The sequence below is a fragment of the Aquamicrobium defluvii genome (genome assembly GCF_004363725.1).
Lineage (GTDB): Bacteria > Pseudomonadota > Alphaproteobacteria > Rhizobiales > Rhizobiaceae > Mesorhizobium > Mesorhizobium defluvii.
Genome location: NZ_SNZF01000003.1, coordinates 128,780 through 146,957, shown reverse-complemented (window position 1 = coordinate 146,957; position 18,178 = coordinate 128,780). Strand labels below are relative to the sequence as shown.

At 65.0% G+C, this 18,178-nt stretch carries 22 protein-coding genes, 1 other RNA gene and 1 riboswitch; of the genes, 14 read left to right on the top strand and 9 right to left on the bottom strand.

The annotated features are described in order from the left end of the window. Positions 1 to 13: 13 nt before the first annotated feature. Positions 14 to 92: riboswitch (SAM riboswitch) on the top strand. A 53-nt stretch (positions 93 to 145) separates the two neighbouring features. Continuing rightward, positions 146 to 1,075 carry a homoserine O-acetyltransferase MetA gene (gene metA, locus DES43_RS03340; protein ID WP_035022117.1) on the top strand — a complete coding sequence of 310 codons (930 nt, stop codon included), beginning with the start codon at positions 146 to 148 and terminating at the stop codon, positions 1,073 to 1,075. On the opposite strand, the gene DES43_RS03335 is transcribed toward metA, so the two are convergent. Further along, a complete protein-coding gene (locus DES43_RS03335) occupies positions 1,021 to 1,851 on the bottom strand; it encodes a class I SAM-dependent methyltransferase (RefSeq protein WP_051520307.1) in 831 nt (276 codons plus the stop codon). The genes metA and DES43_RS03335 overlap by 55 nt on opposite strands. Before the next feature lie 132 nt (positions 1,852 to 1,983). Between DES43_RS03335 and gloB the strand changes: the two genes are divergently transcribed. Beyond that, on the top strand, positions 1,984 to 2,751 hold the full coding sequence (gene gloB, locus DES43_RS03330; RefSeq protein WP_035022106.1) for a hydroxyacylglutathione hydrolase: 768 nt from the start codon (positions 1,984 to 1,986) through the stop codon (positions 2,749 to 2,751). 36 nt (positions 2,752 to 2,787) lie between these two features. Here the strand turns inward: gloB and yddG are convergent, their stop codons facing one another. Continuing rightward, positions 2,788 to 3,669, bottom strand: a complete 882-nt coding sequence (gene yddG / locus DES43_RS03325) for an aromatic amino acid exporter YddG (RefSeq protein ID WP_035022104.1) — start codon at positions 3,667 to 3,669, stop codon at positions 2,788 to 2,790. 50 nt (positions 3,670 to 3,719) lie between these two features. Then, positions 3,720 to 4,520 (bottom strand): DUF3108 domain-containing protein, encoded by an 801-nt coding sequence (locus tag DES43_RS03320; protein ID WP_035022102.1) that lies wholly within the window; start codon positions 4,518 to 4,520, stop codon positions 3,720 to 3,722. 238 nt (positions 4,521 to 4,758) lie between these two features. On the opposite strand from DES43_RS03320, the gene rpmB reads away from it, so the two are divergent. Then, positions 4,759 to 5,055, top strand: a complete 297-nt coding sequence (gene rpmB / locus DES43_RS03315) for a 50S ribosomal protein L28 (protein WP_035022100.1) — start codon at positions 4,759 to 4,761, stop codon at positions 5,053 to 5,055. A 66-nt stretch (positions 5,056 to 5,121) separates the two neighbouring features. Next, on the top strand, positions 5,122 to 5,799 hold the full coding sequence (locus DES43_RS03310) for a queuosine precursor transporter (protein WP_035022098.1): 678 nt from the start codon (positions 5,122 to 5,124) through the stop codon (positions 5,797 to 5,799). Positions 5,800 to 5,822: 23 nt separating this feature from the next. Here DES43_RS03310 and DES43_RS03305 read toward each other — a convergent pair whose 3' ends face one another. Beyond that, on the bottom strand, positions 5,823 to 6,662 hold the full coding sequence (locus DES43_RS03305; RefSeq protein WP_035022096.1) for an AAA family ATPase: 840 nt from the start codon (positions 6,660 to 6,662) through the stop codon (positions 5,823 to 5,825). Positions 6,663 to 6,811: 149 nt separating this feature from the next. On the opposite strand from DES43_RS03305, the gene ssrS reads away from it, so the two are divergent. The 4 genes from ssrS (at position 6,812) to DES43_RS03285 (ending at position 9,405) form a co-directional block, all read left to right on the top strand. Continuing rightward, positions 6,812 to 6,968: non-coding RNA, 6S RNA (gene ssrS / locus DES43_RS03300), on the top strand. Between the two features lie 108 nt (positions 6,969 to 7,076). Next, a complete protein-coding gene (locus DES43_RS03295; RefSeq protein WP_035022723.1) occupies positions 7,077 to 7,682 on the top strand; it encodes a 5-formyltetrahydrofolate cyclo-ligase in 606 nt (201 codons plus the stop codon). 44 nt (positions 7,683 to 7,726) lie between these two features. Then, positions 7,727 to 8,551 (top strand): TIGR00282 family metallophosphoesterase, encoded by an 825-nt coding sequence (locus DES43_RS03290; RefSeq protein WP_035022094.1) that lies wholly within the window; start codon positions 7,727 to 7,729, stop codon positions 8,549 to 8,551. An 89-nt stretch (positions 8,552 to 8,640) separates the two neighbouring features. Further along, positions 8,641 to 9,405, top strand: a complete 765-nt coding sequence (locus DES43_RS03285; protein WP_035022092.1) for a TerC family protein — start codon at positions 8,641 to 8,643, stop codon at positions 9,403 to 9,405. Between the two features lie 16 nt (positions 9,406 to 9,421). Here DES43_RS03285 and DES43_RS03280 read toward each other — a convergent pair whose 3' ends face one another. After that, positions 9,422 to 9,904 carry an SRPBCC domain-containing protein gene (locus tag DES43_RS03280; protein ID WP_035022090.1) on the bottom strand — a complete coding sequence of 161 codons (483 nt, stop codon included), beginning with the start codon at positions 9,902 to 9,904 and terminating at the stop codon, positions 9,422 to 9,424. A 52-nt stretch (positions 9,905 to 9,956) separates the two neighbouring features. Here DES43_RS03280 and DES43_RS03275 point away from each other — a divergent pair, with 52 nt between their 5' ends. After that, a complete protein-coding gene (locus DES43_RS03275; RefSeq protein ID WP_035022087.1) occupies positions 9,957 to 10,280 on the top strand; it encodes an ArsR/SmtB family transcription factor in 324 nt (107 codons plus the stop codon). 8 nt (positions 10,281 to 10,288) lie between these two features. On the opposite strand, the gene DES43_RS03270 is transcribed toward DES43_RS03275, so the two are convergent. Then, positions 10,289 to 11,101 carry an MBL fold metallo-hydrolase gene (locus tag DES43_RS03270; protein WP_035022085.1) on the bottom strand — a complete coding sequence of 271 codons (813 nt, stop codon included), beginning with the start codon at positions 11,099 to 11,101 and terminating at the stop codon, positions 10,289 to 10,291. A 266-nt stretch (positions 11,102 to 11,367) separates the two neighbouring features. On the opposite strand from DES43_RS03270, the gene DES43_RS03265 reads away from it, so the two are divergent. Then, a complete protein-coding gene (locus DES43_RS03265) occupies positions 11,368 to 12,117 on the top strand; it encodes a YebC/PmpR family DNA-binding transcriptional regulator (protein ID WP_035022082.1) in 750 nt (249 codons plus the stop codon). After that, the gene (locus DES43_RS03260; RefSeq protein WP_035022079.1) at positions 12,114 to 12,410 is read left to right on the top strand and encodes an Rdx family protein; all 297 of its coding nucleotides are present in this window, start codon (positions 12,114 to 12,116) and stop codon (positions 12,408 to 12,410) included. The genes DES43_RS03265 and DES43_RS03260 overlap by 4 nt, the downstream gene beginning before the upstream one ends. A 99-nt stretch (positions 12,411 to 12,509) precedes the next feature. Here DES43_RS03260 and rpmE read toward each other — a convergent pair whose 3' ends face one another. Further along, positions 12,510 to 12,731 carry a 50S ribosomal protein L31 gene (rpmE, locus tag DES43_RS03255; protein WP_035022075.1) on the bottom strand — a complete coding sequence of 74 codons (222 nt, stop codon included), beginning with the start codon at positions 12,729 to 12,731 and terminating at the stop codon, positions 12,510 to 12,512. Between the two features lie 190 nt (positions 12,732 to 12,921). Between rpmE and DES43_RS03250 the strand changes: the two genes are divergently transcribed. Further along, on the top strand, positions 12,922 to 14,715 hold the full coding sequence (locus DES43_RS03250) for an ABC transporter transmembrane domain-containing protein (protein WP_035022072.1): 1,794 nt from the start codon (positions 12,922 to 12,924) through the stop codon (positions 14,713 to 14,715). A gap of 5 nt (positions 14,716 to 14,720) precedes the next feature. Here the strand turns inward: DES43_RS03250 and DES43_RS03245 are convergent, their stop codons facing one another. Together DES43_RS03245 and DES43_RS03240 are read right to left on the bottom strand one after the other, a co-directional pair. Then, complete coding sequence (locus tag DES43_RS03245; RefSeq protein ID WP_035022069.1) at positions 14,721 to 15,869, bottom strand: amidohydrolase; 1,149 nt, start codon at positions 15,867 to 15,869, stop codon at positions 14,721 to 14,723. Next, entirely contained in the window at positions 15,869 to 17,365 is a 1,497-nt protein-coding gene (locus tag DES43_RS03240; RefSeq protein ID WP_035022065.1) for a carboxypeptidase M32, read from the bottom strand. Before DES43_RS03240 ends, DES43_RS03245 begins: the two co-directional genes overlap by 1 nt. 123 nt (positions 17,366 to 17,488) lie before the next feature. On the opposite strand from DES43_RS03240, the gene DES43_RS03235 reads away from it, so the two are divergent. Further along, positions 17,489 to 17,803 (top strand): ArsR/SmtB family transcription factor, encoded by a 315-nt coding sequence (locus DES43_RS03235; protein WP_035022063.1) that lies wholly within the window; start codon positions 17,489 to 17,491, stop codon positions 17,801 to 17,803. After that, entirely contained in the window at positions 17,800 to 18,159 is a 360-nt protein-coding gene (locus DES43_RS03230; protein ID WP_035022060.1) for an SRPBCC family protein, read from the top strand. Before DES43_RS03235 ends, DES43_RS03230 begins: the two co-directional genes overlap by 4 nt. Positions 18,160 to 18,178 lie beyond the last annotated feature (19 nt).

Genomic DNA, 18,178 nt, shown 5'->3' with positions numbered 1-18,178 from the left:
GGTCCTAGATAGAAGTCCATTCCGTGGTGATTTGGCCGGTCGGCTTGCAGCCACGTTAAAGAAGTCGCTAAAAAGGCCGAGGCTGACGAGCATGTCGGGACCGGTCGCGATTTCGCCGCCGGTCTTTTGTTTTGGAGCTTGTCCGATGCCGATCAAGATTCCCGATCAGCTTCCCGCCCGCGAAGTGCTCGTGCGCGAGGGCGTGTCCGTGATGGACGAGCGCACGGCGCTGCGGCAGGACATCCGGCCCCTGCAGATCGGCCTGCTCAACCTGATGCCGAACAAGATCCGCACCGAGACGCAGTTCGCGCGCCTCATGGGCGCCACCCCCCTTCAGGTGGAGCTTACGCTGGTGCGCGTCGGCAACCACAAGGCCAGGAACACGCCCGAGGAGCATCTGATCTCCTTCTACCAGACATGGGAGGAGGTGCGGGACCGCAAGTTCGACGGCTTCATCATCACCGGCGCGCCGATCGAGCTGCTGCCGTTCGAAGAGGTCAACTACTGGAACGAGCTGGAGCAGATTCTCGACTGGACCACCCGCAACGTCCATTCCTCCTTCTTCATCTGCTGGGGGGCCATGGCGGCGGCGTGGCATTTCCACCGTATTCCGAAATACACGCTGGAGAAGAAGGCTTTCGGCGTCTATCGCCATCGCAACAATGCGCCGGCCTCGCCCTATCTCGCCGGCTTCTCCGACGATTTCGCAGTGCCCGTGTCGCGCTGGACGGAAGTGCGCAGCGCCGACATCCCGGCCGGCTGCGGCCTCGATCTGCTGATGGAATCGGAGGTCACCGGCCCCTGTCTGCTGTCGGAGCCGACCGGCAACCGGCTCTACATGTTCAACCACATCGAATATGATTCGACGTCGCTGAAGGAGGAGTACGACCGGGATGTCGCCGCGGGAACGCCCATCGAGGTGCCGCATGAATACTACCCGGACAACGATCCGTCCCGGCCGCCGCTCAACCGCTGGCGCTCGCATGCCCATCTGCTGTTCGGTAACTGGCTGAACCAGGTCTACCAGACCACGTCCTTCGATCTGGAGAAGGTGGGTATTCCGGAGCGCGCCTGACCCGGCCTTGCCTCATCGGGGGCGCTGTCGGGGTCGAAGCGCATGCCGAGGCTCGGCGCGCCCTGTGGCGAAAGCACCGGCACGAAGACCCGGCGCGAGGCGCGCTGGGCGGCCGGAATGCCCTGATAGAGGCGCTTCTGCGCCTCCACGGCGATGACGCCGGAGAAGATCGGCCACAGCCGGCGGCCGCCGCTTTCGAGCAGGCCGTGCAGGCGCATCATGAAACGCCGGCGCGAGGGCGGGAAGAAAAGCGCATCCGACCATGCCGCCGGCGTGAAATTGGCCTCGCGCAGCAATTCACCGAGCTGACCGCGCGAATAGGGCCGGCCGGTGCCGAACGGCGTGTGCTCGAAGCGCGCCCAAACGCCGCGCCGGTTGGGCACGACAATGACGACGCGGCCCGCCGGCGACAAGACCCGCCAGATCTCGTTCAGTGTCTCGCGCGGGTTTTCAGCATGTTCCAGCGAGTGCACCAGCAGCATGCGGTCGATGGAGGAATCCATCAGCGGCATTTCCTCGTCGAACACCAGCGCCGTGGATGCCGGCCCGCTAGAGGGCCATATCACGGCGCCTTGCGTGGCCGGCATGAAGGCGAATACGCGTTCGGCATCCGAGCCGAACCGTTCCAGCCAGGGCAGGGCATAGCCCAGTCCCACCAGCCTTTCGTTCGGAACGGGCGCCCAGATCGACGACAGCGCCATGGTGATCGAGCGCTCGGCAAGGCGGCCGAGCGGCGAGGCATAGAAGGAGCGCAGATCGACGATGTCGGAATGCATAGGAAGCCTGTGTTGCGAGTTCGGCGGGACGGTAGCCCGTGCGGCCCGCGACTTCAACAAAGCAGCATCGGTCCCACGGGGTGACAGGGGCCATTGCAGCGCCTATCTCTGGGGCGAAGCGGAGATTTTGGCATGGCCATAGAAATCGAACAGTTCATGTGCCGGCAGGACAACTTCGGCGTGCTGATGCGCGATTCCGGCACCGGCGAGGTTGCGCTGATCGACGCGCCGGAGGAAGCGCCGATCCTTGCCGCCATCGGGCGGACCGGATGGGTGCCGTCGCGCCTGTTCGTCACCCATCATCATGGCGATCACGTCGCGGCCAACCTGGCCCTGAAGGAACGTTTCGGGCTGCGCATCGTCGGACCGGAAGCCGAGAAGGACAGGATCCCCGGCATCGACGAGACGGTGGAGGATGGATCGCGCATTCCCTTCGGCGGCGAGACCATCGAGGTGATCGCCACGCCGGGCCATACGGCGGGCCATGTCAGCTACCATCTGCCCGGGTCGAAGGTGGTCTTCACCGCCGACACCCTGTTCGCGCTGGGCTGCGGACGGCTGTTCGAGTGCCCGCCGCCGGTCATGTTCGAATCGCTGAAGAAGCTGGCGGCGCTGCCTGCGGCAACCTCGGTCTATTGCGGCCATGAATACACGCTGGCCAACGCCCGCTTCGCGCTCACCGTCGACCCGGACAATGCCGCGCTGCAGGCGCGGGCGAGAGAGATCGAGGCGCTGCGGGCGCAGGACAAGGCGACGCTGCCGACCACCATCGGCGCCGAACTCGAAACGAACCCGTTCCTGCGCTGGGGCGATGCTGCAATCCGCAGGCATCTCGGCATGGAAAATGCGGCCGATGTCGAGGTGTTCGCCGAAATCCGCCGCCGCAAGGACAATTTCTGAAGCGCAAGGAGCGGGCTACAAGGATCGCGGCCCGCTTCAGGCTTTTGCCGGAACTCTTGTACCGAACAGCAGCGATTTGCCGGCCAGAACGGCGCCGCCGGTGATCAGCAGGCAGGCGGCGAGGATGCGCCAGCCGGGCTCGGCAAAGCCGGTGGCGATCAGCACCAGCGTGGACAAAAGCGGCGCGGCGTAGCTGGCAGCGCCCAGCACCTGGATGTTGCCGCGCTTCACGCCGATGTCCCACGCATAGAAGGCCGCGCCGACCGGCATCAGGCCGAGACCGAGCACGGCAAGCCACTGGCCGGCATTGGCCGGCAGCACCGTTTCCTCAAGCATCAGGTGGCAGGCCAGCGACAGCACCGAGGTCGCCGCGCAGAACCATGTCACGATCGTCGTAGGCACCGAGGGGAAACGGCGCGACAGCAGCGAATAGGCCGACCAGACCAGCGCGCAGACGCCGGCCATGGCATAGCCGAAGGCATAGCTGGCGTCGAAGGAAAGCCCGCCCCCGCGGGTGACGATGAGGAAGGTGCCGGCAAGGCCGAGCAGGGCGCCCGCAACATGGTTCCATGCCAGACGCTCGCCCGGCATCAGCGCCGAGCCGATGACGATCAGCAGCGGCCACAGATAGGCGATGAGGCTGGCTTCCACCGCCGGCGCGTTGCGCAGCGCGGTGAAATAGAAGAAATGGTATCCGAACAGGCCGGCAATGCCGATCACCCACACCTGCGGCGGAATGCGGACCTTCTGCTGCGGCCGGGGCATGAACAGGCGCGCCAGCAGCCCGACCCCGGTGCCGATGGCGAAGGTGATGGCCGAAAGCAGGAATGGCGGAACTTCGCCGGAGGCGTCGGTCAGCAATGCGAGCAGCGCCCACATGGCGACGGCCGAAAAGCCGATCAGCGTTGCCCGTCCCATTGTATCCCCCGTTTGATCCCCCGTCACTGCGCGGAGCCGGTCACGACCGCCTACCTTGCGGCCTCGAATCGGTGCGCGCTGACCGTGATCGTCCCGATCTGGGTGCCGATCGTCGCGTAGATGGGGGCATATACACCGGTCTCTCCAACCGGGGCAAACGTGACCATGATGCGGCTTCGGTTTTTCAGATAGTCCAGCGACTTCTTGCCTTGCCGGTAGCCCGCAACGGGCTGGAAATTCATGCGGCAGGTCACGGTAGGCCCCTTGTAGCCCTTCACCGAAATATTGCCCTTTGAGGCGAAGCTGAGCCTGAGGTCGGCCCGGATTTCACCGTCATACATTTTCACGGTCCGCCCGCACACCTGATCGATGCTGTCGGCGCGCACCATGGTGGAGGCGATCGGATCGATCGCCTGGCGCAGATGGCCCGCATCCAGCGCCACCCAGTCCTTGCCGCGCTTCCTCGGCTTCGGCTTCACCTTCGTCGAGGCGACGATGCCATCGGCGAAACGGATATCGACGAGGGAGGGTTTTTTGGCCGAGGTGTATTCGGCACGGAACGCGCGCGGGGTGGGGCCCGCTCCGGTGATGCGTCCGGTGGCGGTCAGGGAGCCTTTCGTGTCGTCGAAAATGCGGCCGAGACCGGCGCTGTTGACTGTGCCGCTAATGTTGTAGGCGTCGCCGTCATAGACGCTGCGGATTGCGGCGCGCGCCACGGGCAGCCCCAGATAGGTGACGCTGTAATCGCCATTGAAGGTTTGCGGCGCGGCCGCCGTCGCGGCAAAAGGCACGAGGGCGGGCAACAGAAAGGCTGTTGCAGCAAGCCTGAGAGAAAGCGGGCAGGGTGGCATGGCTCGTTTCCTGATGCATGAGCGCCGGCGCGCTCCGTGTCCCTTTCAGTCTGCATATAGGGAGAATTCCGGCCTTTCTAAGAAAACCGTTTGCCCTGTTGCGGCGAGCTTGTGCTTGACGCCCCGGCCAAATGCCACTATGGAACGCCGACTTTCCTTTAGGCCGCCTGCTGGAGACCGCGCGCCATATGGCGCGGGCACCGGAGTTTGGCCGGAACAAGAATTGAAGGGTGCAATCATGTCCCGCGCTTGCGAACTTACCGGCAAAGGCGTTCAGACTGGCAATAATGTCAGCCACGCCAACAACAAGACCCGTCGCCGCTTCCTGCCGAATCTGGTCAATGTCACGCTCATCTCCGAGGTGCTGAACCAGAACGTGCGTCTGCGCATCTCCGCTGCCGCCCTGCGCTCGGTGGAGCATCGCGGCGGTCTCGACGCTTTTCTGGCCAAGGCCGATGAGGCCGAGCTGTCGCAGCGTGCACGCCTGCTGAAGAAGCAGATCGCCAAGAAGGCTGCCGAACAGCCGGCCGCCTGAGCCTGATCTTGCGCAGCGCCGCCGGATGGCCGGCGCTGCACTGGTTCCATCACCCAGGATAAAAAAATGAAATTCCTTCTCAGGTACCTGCCTTTCGTGGCCGCCATGGCGCTCGTCGTCGTGGCGTCGAACGTGCTTGTGCAATTCCCGCTCGATGTCGATCTCGGCGGCCTGTCTCTGGCCGACGTGCTGACATGGGGTGCCTTTACCTATCCCTTCGCCTTCCTCGTCACGGACCTCGCCAACCGGCGCTATGGCCCGGCGGTGGCGCGCCGCGTCGTCTTTGTCGGCTTCATGGCGGCCGTGGCCTGCTCCATCGTCAGCCCGCCGCTGCTTTACAAGCTCGGTCTGATCGAGTTCGACACGGCGGCGGCGCGGCTTGTGCGAATCGCCTGCGCTTCCGGTGCCGCCTTCCTCACCGCGCAGCTTCTGGACGTCGCCGTGTTCAACCGGCTGCGCCGGCAGAGCTGGTGGCGCGCGCCGATCTTCGGCACGCTGGCGGGCTCGGTGCTCGACACGCTGGTGTTCTTCTCGGTCGCCTTCGCGCCGGCCTTCGCCTTCCTCGGCCCCAATGAGCCGTTCGCGCTGGAACAGGCCCCGCTGATGGGTGTTTTCTCGGCCGACGTGGTGCGCTGGGTGTCGTGGGCGGCGGGCGACTTCACGGTGAAGCTGGCAATCGCCGTCTTCGCGCTCATTCCCTACCGGCTGATGATCCTGCGCTGGAGCCGTCCGCTGACGGCGTAAACTCCGTCAGACCGTAAACTCCGTCAGGCGTTGCGCCTTGCCATGAAGGCGAGGCGCTCGAACAGGTGCACGTCCTGCTCGTTCTTCAGAAGCGCGCCGTGCAGCCGGGGCAGGGCGTTCTTGGCCTCGCCGCGCAGATCCTCGGGCGCGACGTCGTCTGTTACAAGCAGCCTGATCCAGTCGAGCGCTTCGGAGGTGGATGGCTTCTTCTTGAGGCCCGGAACCTCGCGGATCTCGAAGAACTGCGAGAGCGCGGCCTCGACCAGACGTTTCCTGATGCCCGGATAGTGCACCTCAACGATGCGGGTCAGCGTGTCGATGTCGGGGAAGCGGATATAGTGGAAGAAGCAGCGGCGCAGGAAGGCGTCGGGCAGTTCCTTCTCGTTGTTGGAGGTGATGATGACGATGGGCCGCTGCACGGCGCGGATCGTCTCGCCGGTCTCGTAGACGAAGAACTCCATGCGGTCGAGTTCCTGCAACAGGTCGTTGGGGAACTCGATGTCGGCCTTGTCGATCTCGTCGATGAGCAGCACGACCTTTTTGTCCGAGGCGAACGCCTCCCACAGCTTGCCGCGCCGTATATAGTTCCTGATGTCGTTGAAGCGGTCGTCGCCGAGCTGGCTGTCGCGCAGGCGCGAGACGGCATCGTATTCGTAGAGGCCCTGCTGCGCCCGCGTGGTGGACTTCACGTTCCACTCGATCAGCTCCAGCCCCAGGGCAGATGCCACCTGCCGCGCGAGTTCGGTCTTGCCGGTGCCCGGCTCGCCCTTGACCAGAAGCGGCCGCTCCAGTGCGATCGCGGCGTTGACCGCTACCATCAGATCCTTGTCGGCAACATAGGCCGAGGTGCCTTCAAAGCGCATGGTCTTCCTTCCAAGAACGGTTGCGCAGGTGTGTAGCCAATCCGGGCGAAGCTGCCAAGGGAACCGGTCATGTAGAAAGATGCCGGCTTTCGGCAATGATGTGTCCGGCGACTCTGGCGCGGCGGCATGGTTCGGCCTATATTGCACATGACGGTCTGCGCTTCGCGGCAGGAGAGACATTTCCCCGGGGCCTTATCGATCTCGAAGGGAGCTGTCCCTGACCGGGCCCGTGGGCCCGGACATATGGCGCCCACCTACTTTGTAGGTTCCCGGGATCGACTTCTCCACCGGTCGCGTGGATCGTCGCCTTCCGTCTGTGTTGCGTACCCGTGTTTGCGGACATTGCGGTTCCCGTCATGGAACGTCGCAGTCCAGCCCCCGCCGTTTTGCTTTCTCCCGCATGGTCTGCGCATGATGGTGCCCAACGAGCAGAAGAATTCCGTCCGGCGCGAGGCTCTGGCACGGCGCGATGCTCTGGACGCCACCTTGCGCATCGAACTCGCCTTGCGCGTGGCGGAAATCGGCGCGCGCGCCATCGATTTTGCACCGGGCACCGTCATCTCGGGCTTCCTGCCGATCCGGTCCGAGATCGATCTCAGGCCGCTGATGTCGGCTTTGCGCGACAAGGGCGCGCGATTGTGCGTACCGGCCGTGCTCGACAGGGAAACGATCGTGTTTCGGCAACTGGAGCGCGGGGCCGAACTGGTGCAGACCGGCTTCGGCACGGTCGGACCGGGCGCGCAGGCCGCAGTGCTCGACCCCGGAATCATCTTCCTGCCGCTGGCGGCCTTCGATTCCCGCGGTCACCGGCTGGGATACGGCGCGGGCCACTACGACCGTGCCGTGGCGCGCCTGCATGCCAGGGGGCTCAGGCCCCGCCTGATCGGCACGGCATTCGGCTGCCAGCGGGTGGAGCGCGTGCCGGACGAGGCACATGACGTGATGCTGGACGAAATCCTCACGGAGCGCGGTCTGCACCGCTTCCGCAAGGCGGACAATCTCGACGTCGTTTCCAGATGAGCGGCGGGATTCCACTCGGTGGAAAAATGCTCTAGAAGCCTGCCATGCGACTTCTTTTTCTCGGCGACATGGTTGGCAAGTCCGGCCGCACGGCAGTTTGGGAACAGCTTCCCGGCCTCATTTCCGATTTCCGGCTCGATTTCGTCATCGTCAATGGCGAGAATGCGGCCGGCGGCTTCGGTATCACCGAACAGATATTCCATGCCACCATCGAGGCAGGTGCGGATGTGGTGACCACCGGCAACCACGTCTGGGACCAGCGCGACGCGCTGAATTTCGCGCCGCGCGAGGACCGGTTCCTGCGTCCGGCCAACTTCCCCAAAGGCACGCCCGGCAAGGGCGCCGGGCTCTACATGGCCCGCAACGGCGCGCGCGTGATGGTCGCAAACATCATGGGGCGCGTGTTCATGCATCCCGAACTGGACGACCCGTTCCAGGCCGGTGAGCAGGAACTGGCGGCCTGTCCGCTGGGCGAGCAGGCCGACGCGGTGGTGTTCGACTTTCATGCCGAGGCCACCAGCGAGAAGATGTGCTTCGCGCATTTCGTCGACGGGCGCGCCTCGCTCGTCGTCGGCACCCACACCCACCAGCCGACTGCCGACCACCAGATCCTCAACGGCGGCACCGCCTACATCTCCGATGCGGGCATGTGCGGCGACTATGATTCCTCGCTCGGCATGGACAAGGAAGAGCCGCTCAACCGGTTTCTCTCCAAGGTTCCGAAGGGTCGTTTCGAGGCGGCCAACGGTCCGGCAACGCTGTGCGGCGTCGGCGTCGACATTTCCGACCGCACCGGGCTTGCCGAGCGGATCGCGCCGTTCCGGCGCGGGCCGCGGCTTGAGGAAGCGGTTCCTTCCTTCTGGACCTGAGGCGCAGAAAAAAAGCGGGCGCACGCATTGAATGTCGCCCGTGGTGTCTCTAATTTCGTTCTCCGTTTCCTCAGGAGAGCAAAACACACATGCTGGATCTCGTCGCCGACCACTTCGACTGGTTGAGCAACCCCACGGCATGGGTAGCCCTGCTCACTCTTGTGGTGCTGGAAATCGTTCTCGGCATCGACAACCTGATCTTCATCTCCATCCTCACCAACAAGCTGCCGGCCGAGCACCGGGTGATGGCGCGCAGGCTGGGCATCGGTGCCGCGCTCATCATGCGGCTTCTGCTGCTGGCGACCATCTCCGTTATCGTGAAGCTCACCAATCCGGTGTTCACGCTGTTCGACCACGGCTTTTCCTGGCGCGACATGATCCTGATCGCGGGCGGCCTGTTCCTCGTGTGGAAGGCGACCAAGGAAATCCATCATTCGGTCGATCCCGACACCGACAAGAGCGAGATGATCGGCGACACGATCCAGGTGTCGCTGGTGGGCGCGATCTTCCAGATCCTGCTGCTCGACCTGGTCTTCTCGATCGATTCCATCATCACGGCTGTCGGCATGACCGATGAGATCGCCATCATGTATATTGCGGTGATCGTCGCGGTGACGGTGATGCTGCTTGCCGTCAATCCGCTGTCGGCCTTCATCGAAAAGAATCCCACCATCGTCATGCTGGCGCTGGGCTTCCTGCTGATGATCGGCATGACGCTGATCGCCGACGGTATGGGCTATCATGTGCCCAAGGGCTACATCTACGCCGCCATGGGCTTCTCGGCCATGGTCGAGGGCCTCAACATGCTGGCGCGGCGGCGCAAGGCGCAAGCGAGAGGCGGCGGCAGGCGCTGACACCTGCCGCTCGACGTCATTTGCTGTCCGAAGTGGGCAGTTCGCCGCGCATCTCGCTCGGGTAGAAACCCTCGCGCAGGTTGATGCCGTATTCGACATAGGCCTTCATGCAGGACAGCATCTGCGACCAGCCTTCGCAATTGCCGTAGGACGCCTTGCGGCCCTGCTCGTCCTCCCGCCAGCCGGATTCGGCGATGGTGACGAAGGTGCCGCCGTCTTCCAGCGGCTCGAAGCCCATCTCGATGCGGGTCTTGTAGGCCGGCCGGCCGTCGGCGGCCTCTGCGTCCCAGCGCAGCACGATGCGCTGATTGGGCACCACCTCGTCCACTTCGACCGGAACCGTCTTCCACCAGGTCACCGTGGTGCCGGCGACCAGCGGGGCGCTGGCGCCGCCGAGCGTGGTGAAATAGCCCGACAGCTTCGCCGGATTGACGACGGCGTCGAACACTTCGGCGACCGGCTTGCCGATGCGCCCTGAAACGCGAAATCCAATGGACATATCCACAACTCCTTCCCTTGATGGCAGGCATAATATGTTATAAAAATATAACATGTCAAACGAAGCGGAAGACGACCGTGTTTTCAGGGCTCTGGCGCATCAGCGCCGGCGCATGATGCTGGACGCGCTGAAGGACGGGCCGAGGACCACCGGGGCGTTGTGCGAAGAGTTCGACGACATGGACCGCTGCACCGTCATGCAGCATCTGAAGGTTCTGGAGGAAGCCGGGCTGGTGGTGGCGCGGCGCGAGGGGCGCGAGCGCTGGAACCATCTCGACGCGCTCCCCATCAAGCGCATCCATGACCGCTGGATCAGCGAATATGCCAGCCATGCGATAAGCATCCTCGACCGCCTCAGGAGCGATCTCGGCGACTGACTGCGGTTTCAGACGCCCTTCAGCACGATGATGGTGCGCTGGCGCGGAAGCGTCCGCAGCGAGACGGTCAGCGTCGGGCTGTCACGAAACTCGACCGTGAAGGCAGGTCCCATGCGGCCGGTGAATGCGCCGATCGGCGTGGAATGCCGGTGCATGGGCAGGACGATTGAAGAACTCAGCCGCTCCGCGATCTCGCTCATGGCGTCGAGCGACAGTGTCATGCCGCCATCGACGGGCGCCATCACCACGTCGAGCCTCCCGATTGCCGCATAGTGGGCGTCGCTCAGGCGGACATGGAGATGGCCAAGATGGCCGATGCACAGGCCGGCCACCTCGAAGATGAAGATGGAATTGGCGTCACGCTCCAGATCGCCGCCCCAGCTGCGGATATCGGTGGGCACATTTCGGATATAGACATCGCCGATGCCGAGCGCATGACGGGCCGGCCCACCTTCCGGGTTCCAGCCGCGCAGCACATGGGCGATGCCGGGCTCGGGCGCGTCTGTGTAGTGGGTGCGGTGGGCCTTGTTCATGGTAACCACGTCGGGCAACGGGGCGGAGCCATAGGCGCTGCTGTAATCGGTGGCGATGCGCACCCCGCCCGGCGTCTTGATGACATAGGTCGAGTGGCCCGCATAGGTGATGCGGACCTCTTCCTTCGCCCCGGCCTGCGCCGGCATGAAGCTGGCATAGGTGACGTGTGGAAATGCCTGCGCGATGGCCAGGCAGCGCGAGGGCGCAGACTGCTCCTGCGCCATGGCCGGCAGGACCATGAGCCAGAAGATGCCAAGGCAGACGAGCAGGAGGCGTGGAACCGGCATTGCCCTCTCCAGACAGGCCCTCTCCAGACAGGAGAGCACAAACTACGATTGCCGGCGCGGGGACCACCAGTCACGTTTTCGCGACCGGACCGGGCGGTCCGGCTGGACGAATTGCGCCGATTTCTTTATAAGCCGGCCATTCCAGCATCGGTTCCCCAGGCGGAATCCGGCTTGCGGACCACCCGATGCTTTACCAGAAAATCAGGTCCGATCCGGGGCACCTAAGCCCGCCGCGATCCGGACGCCGCCAAGAACCAGGGAGTCCCATGGCCGGCCATTCACAATTCAAGAACATCATGCATCGCAAGGGCCGTCAGGACGCGATGCGCTCGAAGCTGTTTTCCAAGCTGGCGCGCGAAATCACCGTCGCCGCCAAGACGGGCATGCCCGACCCGGCCATGAATCCGCGCCTGCGTCTGGCCATCCAGAACGCCAAGGCCGAGTCCATGCCGAAGGACAACATCCAGCGGGCCATCAACAAGGCGGCCGGCAATGACGGCGAGAATTACGAGGAAGTGCGCTACGAGGGCTATGGCCCCGGCGGTGTGGCGGTGATCGTCGAGGCACTGACCGACAACCGCAACCGCTCCGCCTCCAATGTGCGCGCCGCCTTCACCAAGGCCGGCGGATCGCTCGGCGAAACCGGCTCCGTGTCGTTCATGTGGGACCGCGTCGGCGAGATCGTCTATCCGGCTTCCGCCGGCAGTGCCGATGCGGTGATGGAAGCCGCGATCGAGGCCGGCGCCGAGGACGTCGAATCCGACGAGGAGAACCACACCATCTATTGCGCGTTCGAGGCCATCAACGAGGTTTCCAAGGGGCTGGAAAGCGCGCTCGGCGAAGCGAGTTCCGTCAAGGCCATCTGGAAGCCGCAGAACACCGTACCGGTCGATGAGGATCGCGCGCAGTCGCTGATGAAGCTTGTCGGCGTCCTCGAGGACGACGACGACGTGCAGAACGTCTACGCCAATTTCGAGGTCGACGAAGAAACGCTGGCCAAGCTCAGCGCGGCATGACCGGGGAGGGCAAGCCCCGCATCGTCATCACCTATTGCACGCAGTGCCAATGGCTGCTGCGTGCAGGCTGGATGGCGCAGGAGCTGTTGTCCACCTTCGGCCCCGACCTAGGCGAAGTGGCGCTGGTGCCCGGCACCGGCGGCGTCTTTTCCATTACCTGTCAGGGCCAGCCGATATGGGAACGCAAGCGGGACGGCGGCTTTCCGGACGCCGCGCGGCTCAAGCAGCTTGTGCGCGACGTGATCGAGCCGGAACGCGACCTCGGCCATTCCGACCGCAAGCCGCAGGGCTGACCGGAAAGCATCTTTCGCCAGCCCGGCCGCCAAAAGGGCTCAGCCCATAAAAAAACCCGCCTCGGAGGCGGGTTTTTCGTTTCAGGCCATTTGCCCGGATCAGATGCCGAGATTGGCGAACTTGTTCTTGAACTTCGACAGGCGGCCGCCGCGGTCGAGCAGGGTCTGCTGGCCGCCGGTCCAGGCCGGGTGCGTGGTCGGGTCGATGTCGAGGTTCATCGTGTCGCCTTCCTTGCCCCAGGTCGAACGGGTCATGTATTCGGTGCCATCGGTCATGACGACCTTGATGGCGTGGTAATCGGGATGGATGTCTGCCTTCATCGCTCTCGTCCTGTCTGGGGGGACGGCGGCCCTGCGGCGATGCGCCCCTTTTTAAAACTCGAAGCCGCAGCTATTCAAAAAGCCGCGGCCCCTGAAACGGTCGGCGAGCCTATACATCAACCGGAATTGAATCACAAGGTCGCACCGACGCATAATGGTCGCGGTCGAAGGGCGAGGAGAGACCCGCAACATGGCGCAACCCGAAGACGCGCAGCAGCGCAGGCGTTCGCTCAAACCGCTGCGGCGGCTTTTCCCCTATATCGGCTCCTATCGCGGGCTGGTCGCCGGGGCGCTGTTCTCGCTGGTGCTGGCCGCCGTGACGACGCTTGCCCTGCCGCTGGCCGTGCGGCGCATGATCGACCATGGCTTCTCCCATGCCGACACGACCTTGGTTTCCAACTATTTCGCCATGCTCATGGCCATGGCGGCGATGCTGGCGCTGGCCTCGGCCGCCCGCTACTATTTCGTCATCACGCTGGGCGAGCGCGTGGTGTCGGACCTGCGCCGCGATGTCTTCTCGCATCTGACGACGCTGTCGCCCTCGTTTTTCGACAGGGTGCAATCGGGCGAGATCGTCTCGCGGCTGGCCGCCGACACCACGCAGATCAAGTCCGCCGTCGGCGCGACCGCTTCGGTGGCGCTGCGCAATCTCATCCTCGGGCTCGGGGCGCTCGCCATGATGGTGGTGACGAGCCCCAAGCTGTCGGGCCTCGTCATTGCCGCCATTCCGCTGGTGGTGGTGCCGCTGGTCGCCTTCGGCCGCTCGGTTCGCGGGCGCTCGCGTGCCGCGCAGGACATGCTGGCCGCCGCCAACGCCTATGCCGGCGAGCAGATCGGCGCGGTGCGCACGCTGCAATCCTTCACCAACGAAGGGCTGGTCACGGGGCGTTTCCGGGCAGCGGTGGAAGCAGCCTTCAAGGCTGCCCGCGCCTCGGTGCTGGCCCGCGCGCTGCTCACCTTCGTGGCGATCTTCATCATCTTCGCCTCGGTGGTGGCCGTGCTGTGGTTCGGTTCGCGCGACGTGCTGGCGGGCGTCATGTCGGCGGGCACACTCGGCCAGTTCCTGCTCTATTCGGTCTTCGCCGCCGGCGCGCTCGGCGCGCTGTCGGAGGTGTGGGGCGAGCTTTCGCAGGCAGCGGGCGCTGCCGAACGGCTGACCGAGCTTCTGGCGGAAGAACCCGGCATCAAGGCCCCCGCCGATCCGAAGCCGCTGCCCGTTCCGACGCGTGGCGAGATCGCCTTCGACGGCGTGTCCTTCACCTACCCGGCCAGCCCAAGCCGCTCGGCGCTGCATGAACTCGGCTTCGTCATCCGGCCGGGCGAGACGATGGCCATTGTCGGCCCCTCCGGCGCGGGCAAGAGCACCGTTTTCGCGCTGCTCCAGCGTTTCTACGATGTCGACAATGGTGCGATCCGCATCGACGGGATCGATGTGCGCGAGGCCGATCCGCGGGCGGTGCGCGCGCGCATGGCCATCGTGCCGCAGGACGTGACGATCTTCGCCGCCAGCGTGCGCGAAAACATCGCCTTCGGGCGTCCGGGTGCATCGGATGCCGAGGTCGAGGCGGCGGCGCGTGCGGCGCAGGCCGAGGAGTTCATCCTCAGGCTGGAGCGCGGCTACGACACGCAGGTGGGCGAGCGCGGCGTGACGCTCTCCGGCGGCCAGCGCCAGCGCATCGCCATTGCGCGGGCCATATTGCGCGATGCGCCGATCCTGCTGCTCGACGAGGCGACCTCGGCGCTCGACGCCACCAGCGAGACGCTGGTGCAGGCGGCGCTTGCCAGCCTGATGCGCGAGCGCACCACGCTGGTCATCGCCCACCGGCTGGCTACGGTTCTGGAAGCCGACCGCATCCTTGTCATCGACGAGGGGCGCATCGTGGAGGAAGGCACCCACCGTTCGCTGGTGACAAAGGGCGGCCTCTATGCCGAGCTTGCCCGTCTCCAGTTCGAGGCCGGTGTGCTGGAGGATGCGGCGGAATAGGGGATCTACCCCAGGAGGTTGCGCGCGGTGCGCATGAAAATGCGGGCTCCGATGGCGATCAGATCGTCCGGGAAGTCGTAGTCGGGATTGTGCAGGTTCGGCCGGTCGACCCCCGAACCAAGATAGAACATCGCCGATTTCGAGGCGTGGCCGAAGATGCCGAAATCCTCGGAGGCGCGCATCGGCAGTTCCGCCCCGTCATGGGACACGCCTTCGGCATCGAGCGCCGCCGCCAGATGCGCCACTGCCTGCGGTTCGTTGAGGCTGGCGACGAATATCTCGTGATAGTCGAAGCCGCACTGAAGTCGGTGGGCTTCGGCCTCCTCGCGCACCATCGCCTCGGCTGCGGCGCACAGGCCGGCCATGCGTGCATCCTGCCGGGTGCGCAGGGTCACGCGGATTTCCGCATGGCCGGGAGCAACGCCGAAGACCGGTTCGCCCATGCACACATGGGTGACGGTGGCCATCGAGAATTCGTCGCTGTCGAACGAGCCGCTGCCCAGCGCGGCCAGCCGCGGCATCAGCCGGCTCACCGCCAGCATCGGCGAGACGCCGCTTTCCGGCATCGAGGAATGGGCGGTCCTGCCTTCCAGCGTGATGCGCAGGCCGCGTGATGCGCAGTTGACGACGCCGTCGCGCAGCCGGACATGGCCAAGCGGTGTGCCGGGCAGATTGTGCAGCGAAAAGGCAAAATCCGGGCGGATCGCCGCATAGCGCGGGTCGGCAACCACGCCGGCCGCGCCGTTGCCGGTTTCTTCCGCCGGCTGGAACATCAGCACGACGCGGCCGCTTGCCGGCCGCTGCCGCCCGAACAGGCGGCCGAGTGCGGCGAGGATCGCCATATGGCCGTCATGGCCGCACATATGGCCCTTGCCCTCCACGTTGGAACGGTGAGGAATGTCCGAAACCTCGGCAATGGGCAGCGCATCCAGCTCGGCACGGAACAGGATCGTGAGTCCGGGCCTGCCGCTGTCATAGACAAGGGCCACGCCATGGCCGCCGAGCCCGGTCAGCACCTCGTCGGCGCCGGTGTCGTGCAGAAAGCCAACCACGCGCCGCGCGGTCTCCTTCTCCTCGTTGGAGATTTCGGGGAAGCGGTGCAGCTCGCGGCGGAAGGCGACGAGGTCTTCGATGTCCTGATTGGTGAGGTTCATTAAAGCGTTCCCCGGTCGCCGTAGCGCTTTTGCAGATGAGCGATGAAGTGGCGCGCATCCAGCTTTTCGCCGGTGGCGCGATGCATCAGTTCGGGCGTCGACCAGCGCGAGCCCTGCGACCAGATGCGCTCCCGCCGCCATTCGTTGACGGCGGAGAAATCGCCTCTGGCGATGGCGTCGTCCGTGTCAGGGTGTTCGCGCAGCAGTGCCGCCCATTGCTGCGCCGCCATCATCGCGCCCAGCGTATAGGAGGGGAAATAGCCGAATGCCCCGCCCGGCCAGTGAACGTCCTGCATCGGCCCGTCGGCCGGGTTGTCGATGGTCGAAAGGCCGAGACAGTCGCGCATGCCGGCATCCCATGCTTGCGGAATGTCGGCAACGTCCAGTTTTCCGGCGATCAGCTCCTGCTCCAGCTCGTAGCGCAGGATGACATGCAGCGGATAGGTCACCTCGTCAGCATCGACGCGGATCAGCCCGCGCTCGACCTGATGGACATGAGGCAGGATGTCGTCCAGCGACCAGCTTTCGCCGAGATAGCTGTCCACCACCGGCAGCGCCCAGCGCCAGAAGGCGGGGTTGCGGCCGATCTGCTTTTCCACGAACAGGCTCTGGCTTTCGTGGATGGCCATGCCGCGCGCCTTGCCGAGCGGCCAGTGTGACCAGTCCTGCGGCAGGTTCTGCTCGTAGAGCGCATGGCCGGTCTCGTGCAATATGCCCATCAGCGCCGACAGGAACTCGGTGGTGCGATAGCGTGTGGTGATGCGCACGTCGCTCGGCACGCCGCCGCAGAACGGGTGGTGGGAGACAGACAGGCTGCCGCGCGTCAGGTCGAATCCCACCGCTTCCATCATGGCGAGACCGAGCGCCCGCTGCCTGTCGATGGAATAGTTGCCGGAGAGCGGCTTCAGGGGGCGTTTTGCAAGCCGTTGGGCCTGCACGTCGAGCGCCTGCGGCACGAAATCCTTCAGGAACGCCTTCAGGTCGGTGAAGACCGGGGTGATGTCGGCTGTGCGGTTGCCGGGATCGTATTGCTCCATCAGCGCGTCATAGGGCGAGAGGCCCAGCACTTCCGCGCGCATGGCGGCTTCCTCGCGCGCCAGCGCCATCACGCCCTCAAGTGCCGGCTGGAAGCTCATCCAGTCGCCTTTGGCGCGCAGGTCACGCCACAATTGCTCGCAGCGCAGGCGCGCCGCCGTCTGGCGCTCGACGAAGTCGGCGGGCAGGCAGGTGAGATTGGTGTGGTGGCGCCTGAACTCACGCAGCGCCGCCGTCTGGTCCTCGTTCAGCGCCTCTCTTTCGGCAGCATGGATCCAGTCGCCGATCTCGGGTGCTGTCGCCTGCCGGTGATACATGCCGGAAAGGGCGGCCATCGCCTCGGCGCGCTTTTCGCCGCCGCCGACGGCCATGTGCGTGGCCTCGTCGGCGCCCAGTATGGCCAGCGCATGTTCGAGCGCTTCGAGCCGGCGGCAAAGATCATCGAGCTTCTGAAACGACATTCCGTATTCCTGATTCTGTAACGAATGGCAGGGGACAGGAATGCGGCGCGGCTGGCAAGAGGGGCGGCATGCGGGCCGTTATCGGTGCTTGCGAATCAGATAAGTGTATGCTTATGTGTTTGCATGAACGAGAATGAGATATTCCGCGCGCTGGCCGATCCCACCCGCCGCGCGATCTTCGAGAAGCTGGCGGGCGGCGCCATGAACGCCAGCGCCCTGCGCGAAGGCATGGCGATCAGCCAGCCGGCGATGTCGCAACATCTGGGCGTGCTGCGCAGCGCCCGGCTGGTGCGCGAAGAGCGGCAGGGGCGTTTCGTCAACTACGAGGTCGATCCCGAAGGGCTGATGGCGATGGCGCGCTGGATGGCGAAATACCGCAACTACTGGCCGGCGCGCATCGATGCTCTCATGGACCTCCTGAAGGACATGGACCAATGAGCGACGCACCGACCGAAGAGCAGGATGCCGGTATCGAGCAGATTTACGAGCTGGATGCGCCCCCGCAAAAGGTCTGGCGGGCGATCAGCCTGCCGCAGTTCCGCGAGCAATGGCTGCCGGGCACGGACCTGGCCGATCCGGAAGCCGAATCCGTGACGCCGGGCGAGGAGGTGCGCTACCGTATGCGCGAATCCAGCCCGCCTTTCCTGGAAAGCACGGTGACGTTCCGCATCGTCGCCGATGCGGATGGCGGCACCAGCCTGCATATCATCCACCGGCTTGCCGATGCGCGGCTGGCGGCGGGTGGCAGGCAGGCGGCCAACAGCAACGGAATGCCCGTCATGCGCGCCGCCTGACGTCTTTTCGCACCTTCCT

What these genes read in the sequence shown, in the direction of transcription:
- metA (WP_035022117.1), top strand. Translation starts at nt 146, where the DNA reads ATGCCGATCAAGATTCCCGATCAGCTTCCCGCCCGCGAAGTGCTCGTG.
- DES43_RS03335 (WP_051520307.1), bottom strand. Translation starts at nt 1,851, where the DNA reads ATGCATTCCGACATCGTCGATCTGCGCTCCTTCTATGCCTCGCCGCTC.
- gloB (WP_035022106.1), top strand. Translation starts at nt 1,984, where the DNA reads ATGGCCATAGAAATCGAACAGTTCATGTGCCGGCAGGACAACTTCGGC.
- yddG (WP_035022104.1), bottom strand. Translation starts at nt 3,669, where the DNA reads ATGGGACGGGCAACGCTGATCGGCTTTTCGGCCGTCGCCATGTGGGCG.
- DES43_RS03320 (WP_035022102.1), bottom strand. Translation starts at nt 4,520, where the DNA reads ATGCCACCCTGCCCGCTTTCTCTCAGGCTTGCTGCAACAGCCTTTCTG.
- rpmB (WP_035022100.1), top strand. Translation starts at nt 4,759, where the DNA reads ATGTCCCGCGCTTGCGAACTTACCGGCAAAGGCGTTCAGACTGGCAAT.
- DES43_RS03310 (WP_035022098.1), top strand. Translation starts at nt 5,122, where the DNA reads ATGAAATTCCTTCTCAGGTACCTGCCTTTCGTGGCCGCCATGGCGCTC.
- DES43_RS03305 (WP_035022096.1), bottom strand. Translation starts at nt 6,662, where the DNA reads ATGCGCTTTGAAGGCACCTCGGCCTATGTTGCCGACAAGGATCTGATG.
- DES43_RS03295 (WP_035022723.1), top strand. Translation starts at nt 7,077, where the DNA reads ATGGTGCCCAACGAGCAGAAGAATTCCGTCCGGCGCGAGGCTCTGGCA.
- DES43_RS03290 (WP_035022094.1), top strand. Translation starts at nt 7,727, where the DNA reads ATGCGACTTCTTTTTCTCGGCGACATGGTTGGCAAGTCCGGCCGCACG.
- DES43_RS03285 (WP_035022092.1), top strand. Translation starts at nt 8,641, where the DNA reads ATGCTGGATCTCGTCGCCGACCACTTCGACTGGTTGAGCAACCCCACG.
- DES43_RS03280 (WP_035022090.1), bottom strand. Translation starts at nt 9,904, where the DNA reads ATGTCCATTGGATTTCGCGTTTCAGGGCGCATCGGCAAGCCGGTCGCC.
- DES43_RS03275 (WP_035022087.1), top strand. Translation starts at nt 9,957, where the DNA reads ATGTCAAACGAAGCGGAAGACGACCGTGTTTTCAGGGCTCTGGCGCAT.
- DES43_RS03270 (WP_035022085.1), bottom strand. Translation starts at nt 11,101, where the DNA reads ATGCCGGTTCCACGCCTCCTGCTCGTCTGCCTTGGCATCTTCTGGCTC.
- DES43_RS03265 (WP_035022082.1), top strand. Translation starts at nt 11,368, where the DNA reads ATGGCCGGCCATTCACAATTCAAGAACATCATGCATCGCAAGGGCCGT.
- DES43_RS03260 (WP_035022079.1), top strand. Translation starts at nt 12,114, where the DNA reads ATGACCGGGGAGGGCAAGCCCCGCATCGTCATCACCTATTGCACGCAG.
- rpmE (WP_035022075.1), bottom strand. Translation starts at nt 12,731, where the DNA reads ATGAAGGCAGACATCCATCCCGATTACCACGCCATCAAGGTCGTCATG.
- DES43_RS03250 (WP_035022072.1), top strand. Translation starts at nt 12,922, where the DNA reads ATGGCGCAACCCGAAGACGCGCAGCAGCGCAGGCGTTCGCTCAAACCG.
- DES43_RS03245 (WP_035022069.1), bottom strand. Translation starts at nt 15,869, where the DNA reads ATGAACCTCACCAATCAGGACATCGAAGACCTCGTCGCCTTCCGCCGC.
- DES43_RS03240 (WP_035022065.1), bottom strand. Translation starts at nt 17,365, where the DNA reads ATGTCGTTTCAGAAGCTCGATGATCTTTGCCGCCGGCTCGAAGCGCTC.
- DES43_RS03235 (WP_035022063.1), top strand. Translation starts at nt 17,489, where the DNA reads ATGAACGAGAATGAGATATTCCGCGCGCTGGCCGATCCCACCCGCCGC.
- DES43_RS03230 (WP_035022060.1), top strand. Translation starts at nt 17,800, where the DNA reads ATGAGCGACGCACCGACCGAAGAGCAGGATGCCGGTATCGAGCAGATT.